We start from the raw sequence: 12871 nt of genomic DNA, 5'->3' as shown, positions 1-12871 counted from the left end.
GGAGTTGTCATGTTGGTGAAAAAATTTAAATTGGGTTTTGGAACTGCTTTATTGGCAGCCGTATTGGCATCTAATATGGCTTATGCCCAGGAAAAATCCGTGGCCATTACTGCCATTGTTGAACACCCCGCACTTGATTCGGTTCGTGATGGCGTGATCGAGGCACTTGAGAAAAATGGCTACGTAAAAGGTAAAAACCTGGACCTGGATTACCAGAGCGCACAGGGCAATACAGGTACGGCAGCACAAATTGCACGTCAGTTTATCGGTGACAAACCTGATGCCATCGTAGCGATTGCCACACCTTCTGCCCAGGCTGTTGTGGCCGCCACCAAGCAAATTCCTGTAGTGTACTCCGCAGTTACCGACCCGGTAGCGGCACAACTGGTTTCAACCGTCGAAGCTTCTGGCACGAACGTGACCGGGGTGTCTGATGTGCTTGAGCTTGAAAAACAGGTGGATTTGATCAAGCGCGTTGTACCCAATGCCAAGAAAGTGGGTATGGTGTATAACCCTGGCGAGGCCAATTCTGCGGTTGTTGTAAAGCGCTTGAAAACTTTACTTCCCATGGAGGGTATGGAGCTTGTTGAAGCATCAGCTCCCCGGTCTGTTGATGTGGGCTCTGCCGCACGAAGCCTGATTGGCAAAGTGGATGTTATTTATACCAACACCGACAACAACGTGGTATCTGCCTATGAGGCACTGGTTAAGGTTGGAAATGAAGCCGACATTCCCCTGATTGCTTCCGATACTGACAGCGTCAAGCGTGGTGCCATTGCTGCCTTGGGTATTAACTATAAAGACCTCGGTATCCAAACAGGTGAAATTGTAGCCCGCATCCTGAATGGGGAAGATCCGGGCACCATTCCTTCACAAACCAGCTCAAAACTGGAGCTTTATGTGAATCCTGCCGCGGCTAAAAACCAGGGTATTGAACTGCCTGAAGAGCTCCTGAAATCGGCTGCTGTTGTTGTGGAGTAAAAATGACTGAATTGCGAATCCCGTTTTTAACGGGATTTGCAATTCAAGCTGGAATTTAACGGTATTGATGTGTATCGTTGTACTTTATCCGACCAATAATTACTCATAAAACATGTCCTTATTTTCCTCTCTTGGTGCATTTGAACTGGGTTTCATTTACAGTCTTGTGGCACTTGGTGTATTTATTTCCTTTCGCATCCTTCGATTTCCAGACCTGACTGTAGACGGAACGTTTGCCACGGGTGGCGCCATTGCGGCACTGGTTATCAGCATGGGAGGTGATCCTTTTTTGGCAACGGCGTTAGCCATGCTGGCCTGCGCGTTTGCGGGCATGCTAACTGGTTGGCTTAATGTAAAACTGGGAATCATGGATTTGCTGGCCAGTATTCTTATGATGACTGCCCTGTATTCCATTAACCTGAGGATAATGGGGGGGCCGAATATACCGCTTATTACCAGTGATACCGTCTTTTCTCTCTTGCAGCCCGCTTCCCTCGAAGAGCATTTCTGGCGCCCACTTCTTTTATTATTGATTGTGGTCATTGTCAAATTGCTTTTGGATCGCTATTTTGCCACTCAATCAGGGCTGGCCATGCGTTCAACCGGTTCAAATCTCAGGATGGCCAGGGCACAGGGTATTTCAACCGACCGCATGGTCATGTTAGGCATGGCCATTTCAAACGCCCTGGTCGGGCTGGGTGGCGCCTTGTTTGCACAATCGCAAGGCGGATCCGATATTTCAATGGGAATAGGCACCATTGTGATCGGCCTGGCAGCAGTTATTGTTGGACAAAGCATCATTCCTGCCCGTAGGTTTGTTTATGTAACGCTGGCGGTGATTATTGGTGCTGTACTGTATCGTTTTTTCATTGCCCTGGCCTTAAACAGTGACTTCATCGGGCTCAAAGCGCAAGATCTTAATCTGGTGACTGCCTTGCTGGTTACATTTGCACTGATTTTGCCCAAACTTAATAAAATGCTGAAAGCGAAAAAAGGTTAATGTCATGCTGAAAGCAGAAAATTTACGAATCACTTTTAATCCAGGCACACCGATTGAAACCCGTGCCTTGCAAGGTATGTCCTTAACCATCCCGGAAGGTCAGTTTGTCACGGTCATTGGTTCGAATGGTGCCGGGAAATCCACTTTCTTGAATGCCATTGCCGGTGAAACCATGGTGGATTCCGGTCGCATACTGCTTAATGATATTGATGTCACTCGTGTTCCAGGCTGGCAACGGGCCGGCAATGTGGCGCGTGTTTTCCAGGACCCGATGGCAGGCACCTGCGAAGACCTGACGATCGAAGAAAACCTGTCTTTGGCTTATAACCGGGGGCAGTCAAGGGGACTTGCTCCTGCCATCAAGCCGTTCATGAAAGCACTTTTCAGGGATCGCCTGGCCATTCTTGGATTGGGGCTTGAAAATCGCCTGACTGATCGTATCGGTCTGCTTTCAGGTGGGCAACGGCAAGCGGTCAGTTTATTGATGGCAGCCTTGCAACCGAGCAAGATTTTATTGCTTGATGAGCATACGGCGGCACTAGACCCAAGAACCGCCCATTTTGTGCTTGAGTTAACACAGAAACTGGTCGCGGAGCAAAAATTAACCACCATGATGGTAACCCATAGCATGAAACAGGCTCTTGAAATTGGCGAAAGAACTGTTATGCTGCACCAAGGTCAGGTCGTGCTTGATGTCAGTGGGGAAAAGCGCAAAGGAATGAGTGTTTCCGACTTGCTGCAAATGTTTGAAAAAGTCAGGGGTGAGCAGGTTTCTGATGATGCCCTTTTATTGGGCTAGTCAAAACAATTTCATTATGCTGATCTAAAATGTGCGATTATTGCATCGATAAGCATTTTTTTGCCTGTTTACGCCATTTATCCATTTTTTTATATTTGAATAACCAAATAAATACCTATAGAGTTTAACTGTTGCTTAGGCAATTGTTTTTCTTGTGGCGAACAGAATGTTGCTTAGGCAATTATTTTTCCACTATAATTTGCAGTATCTTTTAATCGAATCAACATTTTCAATAAAAATATCCTTAAGGGTATTTTTCGGGTCACAGTCAAATGAGAATAAAATCAACCTTTGCCAATCATAAAATCGCGGCATTGCTTGCATGTTCGGTGCTTCTACTAAGTGGTTGTGGAAAAGAAGATGCGGCCGATCCCGCTGCAGCCGGAGGCCCTCCCGTGTTTCCGGTTTCCACCATTAAAGTAGAGCCCGCTGAGGCCCGTATTTACACCACATTATCTGGCCGGGTAGCGGCCATTAAAGATGCCGAGGTTCGTGCCCGGGTCACTGGCATTATACAAAGCATTGAATTCAAGCAGGGCAGTGTTGTCAAAGAAGGGCAGTTACTGTTTAAAATAGATCCGGCCACCTATCAGGCTGCGGTCAATCAGGCTGCCGCGGCGCTTGAGCAGGCAGAAGCCAATGCGCAAAGTGCGCGGTTACTGGCAAAACGTTATTCAACCCTGGTCAAATCTGCGGCGGTAAGCCGTCAAGAGTATGATAATGCGATTGCCCAGGCTGCCCAGGCAGAAGCAGCAATCAGTCAGGCCAAGGCTGCCCTTGATGCCGCCCAAATCAATCTTGGTTACACGGATGTCACCTCACCCATTGATGGAATTATTGGTGAGGCATTTGTCACTGAAGGTGCTTTGGTGAGTGCGGCCAGCGGCACCCACCTTGCTACTGTGCAACAGATTGACGAGGTTTACGTAGATTTCTCACAAACCACTGGGGAGTTAAGCAATCTGCGCAAGGCCCTGGCCGAGGGTCAGCTTAAACAGAGTGAAACAGGCATGGCCGTTGTCCAGCTTGAAATGGAAGACGGCTCTCTTTATCCGGAAAATGGCAAACTGCTTTTTACCGGTGTCACTGTCAACCCGACAACCGCCCAGGTTACCTTGCGTTCTGTTTTTCCTAACCCGCAACATCTCCTGTTGCCGGGCATGTTTACTCAGGTCAGGCTTGAGCAGGGCGTTAATTCACAAGCATTGATGGTTCCAAACCAGGCCTTGCAACGCACACCAGACGGTTTGGTAAAACTGTTGTTGGTTAAAGACGATAAGGTCGTCTCAGTCGCGGTTGAAGAAGGTAACTCAGTCGATGGCAAGACCATTATCAATAAAGGCCTGAGTCCCAATGACGAAGTCATTGTCGAGGGCTTTCAGAAAGCGCAGCCAGGTGGCACGGTAAAACCCATGCCCTGGAAAAAAACGTCGGATGAAGAAACTGCCGACTCCAATAAATCTGCCGAAAGCTGAGAAGATATATGTCCAACTTCTTTATTAATCGCCCGATTTTTGCCTGGGTTGTTGCCATTATCATTTTCTTCGCAGGCGTGATTGCGATTCCGTTCATGCCGGTAGCACAATACCCGGAAGTTGCCCCGCCCACCATTAACATTAGTGCCTCTTACCCTGGCGCTTCTGCTGAAGATGTAGCGCAACAGGTTACCAGCGTCATTGAAAATGAGCTGAATGGAGCGGAAAACCTGCTTTATTATTCATCAACCAGCGATGCTTATGGCCGTTCAGACATTGATGTCATTTTCAAGCCGGGTACCGATCCCAATATGGCCCAGGTTGAAGTGCAGAACAAAGTGGCCAACGTCTCTTCCAAACTGCCCCAGGCCGTTATGGATCAAGGCCTCAGGTTCAGCAAGAGTTCAGCCGGTTTCCTGCTGATTGTTGCCCTTAGTTCTACTGATGGGTCGACCTCGGCGGCCGAGTTGGGTGACTACATCACCCGGAATATTCAAAACTCGATTTCCCGGATTGAAGGGGTGGGTACTTTTCAGCTGTTTGCCGCACCCAGGGCCATGCGTATCTGGACTGATCCTGCCAAACTGACCAGTTATGGCATGACCATGACCGATGTGAGTGCCGCTCTGGCAGCACAAAACAGGGCTATTTCAGCCGGTACTTTGGGTGCCCCCCCAACACCTGAAAACCAGACAACCAGTGCCATTGTTTCCACCAACGGCCAGTTGGAAACCGTTGATGAGTTTGCCAATATCGTTTTGCGTGCCAACCCTGATGGTTCTGTCGTTCGTGTGAAAGATGTGGCCAGGGTTGAGATCGGCTCAGATTCCTATCAGTTCAGCTCTCGCCTGAATGGTGCACCATCCGCTTCGTTTGCCATTTCCCTGGCCCCCAATGCGAATGCGCTTTCTACGGCAAAACTGATCAAGGAAGAAATGGAAAGCCTGTCACGTTATTTCCCCGAGAACGTGACATACAGCATTCCTTACGATACGGCACCTTATGTCGAGGCATCCATCACGCAAGTGGTACATACGCTGGTAGAGGCCATGATTCTGGTGTTTATTGTCATGTTCGTGTTCTTGCAAAATGTCAGGTATACGGTCATTCCTGCTGTCGTTGTGCCCATTGCCCTGATGGGAACAGTGACCACCTTGCTGTTTCTGGGTTACTCCATTAACACGCTTACCATGTTTGCCATGGTTCTGGCCATTGGTATTTTGGTGGATGATGCGATTGTGGTGGTTGAAAACGTCGAGCGGATCATGTCTGAAGAAGGGCTTTCACCGAAAGATGCCACCTATAAGGCCATGCCACAAATTGGCGGAGCCATTGTTGGTATTACATTGGTCCTGATGACGGTATTTCTTCCGCTGGTTTTCATGAGTGGCTCAGCCGGCGTTATTTACCGCCAGTTTGCCGTATCCATGATTGTCTCAATCGGTTTCTCGGCTTTCCTTGCTTTAACCTTTACCCCTGCTTTGTGTGCAACTATTCTGAAACCCGTAGCCAAGGGGCATCATGAAGTCAAAAAAGGTTTTTTTGGCTGGTTTAACCGCGTCTTCGATAAAACAACCAACGGCTATTCCGGTTGGGTGGGTGCCTTTATCAAGCGAGGCGGACGCATGATGTTCATCTATCTGATTCTTTCAGTTGGCATGGCATATATGTTCCTGCGTTTGCCCAGCTCATTTCTTCCCGATGAAGACCAGGGCTTTATGATTGCCAATATTGAATTGCCATCGGGTGTTTCGGCCAACCGAACCATGGAAGTCATTGATACGGTAGAAGAATATTTCTCAAAATTGCCTGAAACGGAAAATATCATTACGGTTCAGGGGTTCAGTTTTAGTGGCACGGGTCTTAACTCGGCGATTGCATTCGTTCCACTGAAAGGATTTTCCGAACGGCAGGGGCCCGGACAATCTGCTCAGGCACTTTCAGCCAAAGCAACCGGCAGTCTGTTATTTGGTATTCCCGATGCCATGGTATTTGCCGTTATTCCACCTGCGATTCCCTCGTTGGGTACAGCTACCGGTTTTGATTTAAGGCTGCAGGACAGGGGATCACTGGGTCAATTGGCTTTACGTGATGCTGCCAATCAACTGTTGGGATTGGCCCAGAAAAGTGACATCCTCACGCAAGTGCGCATTTCAGGCCTGGGGCCAGGGCCACAGCTTAACGTGAATATTGATCGTGAAAAGGCGGCGATATTGGGCGTTAATATGACTGAAGTTGCCAATGTGCTGGGCAGCGCAATCGGTTCGGGTTATTTGGGTAAATTCCCCAATACCGGATGGATGCAAAACGTTTGGGTTCAATCTGACGCCCAATTCCGCATGACCCCCGAAGATATTCTCAAGCTCAAGGTGCATAACGCCTCTGGAGAACTCGTGGACATGTCTTCTTTCGTCAAGCTTGACTGGACCCAGGGACCAACCCAGGTCAGCCGCTTCAACAGTTTTGATGCCATCACCATTAGTGGTCAGGCCCAACCGGGCTATTCCAACGGTGAAGCCATGGCTGAAATCGAGCGCCTGATTGCACAATTGCCTTCTGGCATTGGCTATGAATGGGCGGGCTTATCATTTCAGGAAATTCAGGCCGGTAACCAGGCCCCCATTACCATGGCCCTGTCCCTGATTGTGGTTTTCCTGGTTCTGGCTGCCCTGTATGAAAGCTGGACCATTCCGGTGTCTGCCATGCTGATCGTTCCTCTGGGTATGCTCGGTACCGTTGGCCTGACGACCTGGACAGGTATGTCCAATGACATTTATTTCCAGGTGGGCATGATCACTGTTATTGGTTTATCCGCCAAGAATGCGATTCTGATTGTAGAATTCGCCAAAGATGCCTATGCATCGGGCAGGGATCTGATCGAATCAACGATGCAGGCGGCCCGACTTCGTTTCAGGCCTATTCTCATGACCTCTTTTGCTTTTATTCTTGGTGTGTTACCGTTGGTATTGGCAGATGGCGCCGGTGCCGCAGGTCAGCGTGCCGTTGGTGTTGGTGTGATTGGTGGAATGCTGGCTGCCACGCCTTTCTCTGTACTCTTTGTTCCCGTCTTTTTTGTTGTCGTCATGAAAATTTTCAAAACACGGCCACGTTTATTAGGCGAGCAAGCCCAGTCTTTCGAGACTGAACAAGAAGCGTACGCTTACCGGCACGAGATTTATAAAGATGTTGCCGAAATAGAAACGCTGGATCCCTCAGATTCAGGCGAAAACAAAGATCAACCTACTGAGAGTAACCCTGAAAAATGAATATCGTGAAACATTTCTCTCCCAAGTTGTCGGTAGTCTTGTTGGCAACTGTATTGACCGGGTGTTCTTTAAACCCCAAATACGAACGTCCTGGGCTGCCAGTTCCTGACCAGTTTCCGGGACAAGACAGTTCATCCTCACAGTCTGACGGTCTCCAGCATACGGCTGACCTGGGATGGGAAACTTTTTTCAAGGATGAACGCCTGAAAGCGCTGATTCCTATTGCGCTTGAAAACAACCGTGATATGCGGATAGCAGTTCAGCGGGTCGAAGAGGCTCGTGCCCTGTATGGCATTCAACGCAGTGACCAATTTCCTCAAATTGGTGTCAATGCACAGCAAACGGCTCAGCGCATGCCTGAGGATATGCGTGCGGGTGGTGCTTTGGCGCCCTCGGTATCCCGCAGCAATGTCGCAGGTATTGGCATGACCAATTTTGAACTTGATTTTTTTGGTCGACAAAGAAGTTTATCTGAAGCGGCCTTTGAACAATACCTGGCAACGCAACAGGCCCGCACCACCGTTCAAATCAATCTGATCGGTCAGCTTGCATCCACGTACTTTACGGTCAGAAATCTTGAGGCGCAAAAAGAACTGGTTAACAAAACCATCAAGTCGCGTCAGGGAACGTATGATCTGGTTCAAAGTCGATACAAAGGTGGTGTTGCCACAATACTTGATGTCAATCAGGCAAAAACCACACTTGAAGGGGCCAAAGCGATCCTGGCTGAAATTACCCGTGCTGAAATGCGTGCCAGAAATGCCTTGCAGCTAATTCTTGGTCAGCCCATTCCTGACAATTTACCGCCAGCACCGCCTTTTACCGGTGATGTTGTCATGGCCAAATTGCCCACGGGACTACCTTCAGATTTGTTAACCCGTCGACCAGACATCCTTGCAGCCGAGAACAGGTTGAAAGCGGCCAATGCCAATATTGGTGCAGCCCGGGCAGCCTTTTTTCCATCCATTTCCTTGACGGGACTCTTGGGTATTGCCAGTCCCGATCTGGGTTCCCTGTTTGATGGTGGTAATGGTATGTGGTCATTTAATCCTGTTATTAATATTCCCATATTTACCGCTGGAAAATTAAGCAATAACCTTAACCTGGCTGAAATACGCAATGATATTGCCGTGGCCGAATACGAAAAGTCGATTCAGACCGCTTTTCGTGAGGTGCTTGATGCCCTGGCAGGTGAGTCTACTTACCAGTCACAGCTTGATGCTTTGAGAGCACAGCAGGCTTCTGCCTATGAAACGCTTAAAATTGCCAATTTGCGCTATTCAAACGGTATAGACAGTTTCTTGCAGGTACAATCAGCAGAGGTTGCTTTATTTGCTGTTCAGCAAAGTTTTTTGCAAACCGGGTTTGATTCCATTCAGAACCGTATAGAACTTTATAAAGCATTGGGTGGCGGTTGGACACAAACCTCCATTATTTCAAAATAAATTTTGTATTCCGTATTTTATGATTGATTTAGGCGTAAATATTGATCACGTGGCGACTCTCAGGCAGCAACGCCATAGCGTATATCCAGACCCTATCAAGGCAGCTCTGTTGGCTGAGCAGGCTGGGGCAGATGTCATCACATTGCATTTGCGTGAGGATCGTCGCCATATTCAGGATAAGGATGTTTATGCCATTCTTCCGTTGCTCACCACCCGGATGAACCTTGAGTGTGCCATCACTCCTGAAATGCTGGATATTGCCTGTGATGTCAAGCCGCACGATATTTGTCTGGTACCCGAACGTCGCCAGGAATTAACCACGGAAGGTGGGTTGAATGTAATTGAATCCTTTGAACAGGTTAAATTGGCTGTTTCAAGATTGCATGATGCCGGCTCAAGGGTTTCCCTGTTCATTGATCCCAATATCGATCAAATTCATGCAGCTGCCAAGGCAGGGGCTACCGTGATCGAATTGCATACGGGTACCTATTCCGAGGCAAGGGGAGAGCAGGTAGAGGCGGAATTGGAACGTCTAAGGATTGCGATTGCTGAAGGACTTGGAGCTGGCCTGAAAGTACATGCCGGTCATGGTTTGCACTATCAGAATGTTCAGGCCATTGTTGCACTTGGAGGTATCTCAGAGTTGAATATCGGTCATGCCATCGTGGCTCAGGCCATTTTTGACGGTTGGGAAAAGGCAGTTCGCGACATGAAGGCGTTGCTGCGTTAATCCCTCCTTAACTGAATAATATTTATACAGGTTATGCCATGAATGAAGCAATTAATTATCTTCTGAATCGTAATTCCATGAAAATGGTTACCGCTCCGGCTCCTTCTGACGAGGAGCTGGCACTTATACTGCAAACAGCCATGTCGGCGCCTGATCATGGTGCGCTTCGCCCATGGCGATTCAAGATTATTCGTGGCGAAGCCATTAAAAAGTTTGCCGATTTTTCCATTGCTTTAAAACAGGCCAGTGCCGAGCCATTTAATCCCGATAAGGAAGCGGCTACACGTCAATGGCTTGCGGAAGTACCCCTGATCATTGCAGTTGCTTGCCATATTGATTACAGCAATACGAAAATCAGTGAGTCTGAACGTATGCTGGCAACAGGCGCGGCTGTTACCAATATTTTGAATGCGACACATATGCTGGGATATGGTGCGTTCTGGAGTACAGGTATTGCCACTTATATCGATGAGTTCCAAACCGGGTTGGGATTTGATGCACTTGATTATCGGTTCATGGGCTTTTTGGCTATTGGTACCCCCAAAATGCCTGTGCCGCAAAAAGAGCGTTTAAGTTACGAGCTTTTTACCGAAGAGTGGACAGGTCCGATTACTGAAAAGAACTAATACTAAGACTAAGGGGGAATGCCGCGAGCTTAGATTATTCAGGCATTGCCCCTGTCACGCCAGACCATATCAGAATGGGCTTTATTCATATACAATTTTCTGACAGGTTCTTGATAAGCGGCATTTGGCTAATCAATAAACAGCACAGTACCTGTTTCAGTTCACATTTTCTCGTGTCGGGTTAATTTGTTCAATTTGCAAAGGCATGCTTAACAGGATGCTTTCCTGATGAAGCTTGTTGATTATTTCAAATAACAATTCGCTTTTGATACGTCCTGCCAGGCGCGGACTGATCACGAAGCAAGTCGCTACCATGATCAGGCTACCGCCTTCGATGCCATCAAGACGAATGTAGGGTTCCAGGCCCTGATCGTCAAGAACATCCTCGTTATTTTCAAAAATTGCCAGGATGATGTCCCTGACTTGTGCTGGATTGACTGACAGTGGCAGGGGAAGACGGATTTGCACACGACCTTCGCTTTTACTAAGGGTCATGTTTCTGACGGACTTGGTGATAAACTCGGAGTTGGGGACAATCAAAGTAGAGCGGTCTCCCAGTTGAATTTCAGTAGCCCTGACGTTGATGCGGCGAATATCACCTTCTTGTGTGCCAATAACCACCCAATCACCTACTTTAACCGGTCTTTCAACCAACATGATTAAACCGGATATGAAGTTTTGCACAATGGCCTGAAGACCAAAACCGATACCCACAGAAAGGGCACTGGCAATCCAGGTCAGTTTTTCAAGACTGATTCCCAGGGTGGATAACATGAGGCTTACGGTAATAATGGCCACAATGTAACCCAGAACGGTCACAATACTTAAGCGTACGCCCGTATCAATATTGGTATTGGGGAAATATTTACTGACAAGCCAGTTTTTAAGCAGGCGGCCAACAATAATTCCACCCAAAACGATCATGATTGCACTTAACAGCATACCTGGCGTAATGAAATTTTGCCAGGTATGCAAAAAATTATCCAGCTTGCCATCCCGGTTAAATAAACCGGCCAGGCTGTTTCCAAACGGAACCAGCAAAACTATCACCAAGGCATAAAACAGCAGCAGCTTTGTCAGGGCGGACAAAATGGTGGATAGTTGATTCAGGAAATTGGGTGTAATGTCATATTGTTCAATCAGGTGTTTACCAATAAGCCCCTGGGCTGCGATACTGGCCTGGAATAAATCCTCACTGAGTTTAAATAAGATATAAAAAGTTGACAGGATGATGACATTCCAGAGCAGCTGGGTAATAAGGAAAGAGCCCAGTGCAACGAATCCAACGAGTGTAAATACCAATGTGCCAATAACAATCATCCAGCACAGAGTACGAAGAACATAGGGCCATACCGTGCCAGGCACCTTATTTTGCTCATTCTGATTAGCTTGGGGAGTAATCCGGTAATAGCGGGAAATTTTGCCTAAAACCAGAAAACCCAGCACCGCCATCGTAAGGTTTGAAATAACCCTGAGTCCCACTTCTGTACCAAGAGAAATCCCAACCTTTGAGCTGCTGATAATGATTGCCTGGTGAATCACAATGAGGGTGGCAATTAACCAGGGATAGGGTTTGAGCGCATGGACCAGGGTGTCGCTAAGCGGAGGCAGACGCCAGGACTGATGACGGACCGAGAATAATGCATTGCCCAGACCGGTGACCAGTGAAGCGAAAATGATTGTATAGATCAGGGAAACCAGGTATTCATGAATGTCCGGGCTGACAATCCCGTTCCAGTTAAGACCGGCATATAAAAAATACGTGGATAAACCAGTAATAATGACATTGTTAAGAATAATTCCAAAGGCAACCAGGGAACGTCGTGCCCGACCTGTCGGTATTCTTTCCATTGCAATCAGGCGAATCAGATTTTGCAAAAGACGGTTAAGCACAAAAGCGGTCATTAATGAAAGAAAAATGCCCGCATAAAAAAATTTTTTATTTTCCGGTTCAAGGGCTTTCACAAAAATAGCCAATACAGAATCTGTAAATTGCTGTACTCGAGGAAAATCCGAGGACCATGAGCGTGAAAAGCGTTCCCAGAATGACAAAGTAAGTGGAGATCTGACCCTTTCAAACAATTCAGCCTGAAACTTGGCCCTGCTTTCCGCCATTAATTTAAAGCTTCGCTGGTCGGCTTCACTAATCAGCAATTTGGCGAGTTTGATATTGGCATCCAGTCGTTCACGTTCTGTTTGCAAGGCACTGCGCTGCGCCTCAATGTCTTTTGCCTCAGGGGTAAGGGGGCTTTGCGATTCATCAGGTTTTGGGGTGTCGGCCAGGTTGCTTAACTTTGTATCAATGTCGGCAAGTTCCTGGGTTTTGGCATTAATAATTTGCTGCGCGCTAGCCTGGATGGCTTTTAATTTATCCAGTATTTTTTGAATATTGTCATTGTTTTCAATTGACTTGGGAAGTTCCGCAAGGCTTGCCTGGATCTCTTCAAGAGCCGGTGCTTTTTGCCCATTTTCCGCATAAACGCTTGTACTGAATGACAGGAAAACGATCAAAATAGACAGAATCAGTCTGGGCAGCATGGTATTTGAAT

9 protein-coding genes are annotated in these 12871 nt (G+C 47.6%); 8 read left to right on the top strand and 1 reads right to left on the bottom strand.

Going from position 1 to position 12871, the window contains the following annotated elements; translation table 11 throughout:
* Positions 1 to 75 precede the first annotated feature (75 nt).
* From HCX92_RS08295 to HCX92_RS08260, 8 genes are all read left to right on the top strand, one after another.
* On the top strand, positions 76 to 981 hold the full coding sequence (locus HCX92_RS08295) for an ABC transporter substrate-binding protein (RefSeq protein ID WP_246587398.1): 906 nt from the start codon (positions 76 to 78) through the stop codon (positions 979 to 981).
* A 112-nt stretch (positions 982 to 1093) separates the two neighbouring features.
* A complete protein-coding gene (locus tag HCX92_RS08290; RefSeq protein WP_169294478.1) occupies positions 1094 to 1981 on the top strand; it encodes an ABC transporter permease in 888 nt (295 codons plus the stop codon).
* 4 nt (positions 1982 to 1985) lie between these two features.
* A complete protein-coding gene (locus HCX92_RS08285; RefSeq protein ID WP_169294477.1) occupies positions 1986 to 2780 on the top strand; it encodes an ABC transporter ATP-binding protein in 795 nt (264 codons plus the stop codon).
* Positions 2781 to 3052: 272 nt separating this feature from the next.
* A complete protein-coding gene (locus HCX92_RS08280; protein ID WP_169294476.1) occupies positions 3053 to 4255 on the top strand; it encodes an efflux RND transporter periplasmic adaptor subunit in 1203 nt (400 codons plus the stop codon).
* 8 nt (positions 4256 to 4263) lie between these two features.
* Positions 4264 to 7521, top strand: coding sequence for an efflux RND transporter permease subunit (locus HCX92_RS08275; protein WP_169294475.1), 3258 nt, complete (start codon positions 4264 to 4266; stop codon positions 7519 to 7521).
* Positions 7518 to 8966, top strand: a complete 1449-nt coding sequence (locus HCX92_RS08270) for an efflux transporter outer membrane subunit (RefSeq protein WP_169294474.1) — start codon at positions 7518 to 7520, stop codon at positions 8964 to 8966. Before HCX92_RS08275 ends, HCX92_RS08270 begins: the two co-directional genes overlap by 4 nt.
* 19 nt (positions 8967 to 8985) lie before the next feature.
* Positions 8986 to 9696: a pyridoxine 5'-phosphate synthase gene (locus HCX92_RS08265; protein WP_169294473.1), complete on the top strand. Its 711-nt coding sequence runs from the start codon at positions 8986 to 8988 to the stop codon at positions 9694 to 9696.
* Between the two features lie 38 nt (positions 9697 to 9734).
* Entirely contained in the window at positions 9735 to 10322 is a 588-nt protein-coding gene (locus HCX92_RS08260) for a nitroreductase (RefSeq protein ID WP_169294472.1), read from the top strand.
* A gap of 156 nt (positions 10323 to 10478) precedes the next feature.
* Here the strand turns inward: HCX92_RS08260 and HCX92_RS08255 are convergent, their stop codons facing one another.
* Positions 10479 to 12860 (bottom strand): DUF3772 domain-containing protein, encoded by a 2382-nt coding sequence (locus HCX92_RS08255; protein WP_169294471.1) that lies wholly within the window; start codon positions 12858 to 12860, stop codon positions 10479 to 10481.
* Between the last annotated feature and the right edge of the window lie 11 nt (positions 12861 to 12871).

The organism is Advenella sp. EE-W14 (assembly GCF_012923605.1).
Taxonomy (GTDB): Bacteria; Pseudomonadota; Gammaproteobacteria; order Burkholderiales; family Burkholderiaceae_B; genus Advenella; species Advenella alkanexedens.
Note: the sequence above shows the minus strand (reverse complement) of the source record. Positions and strands in the feature narration are given on the sequence as shown.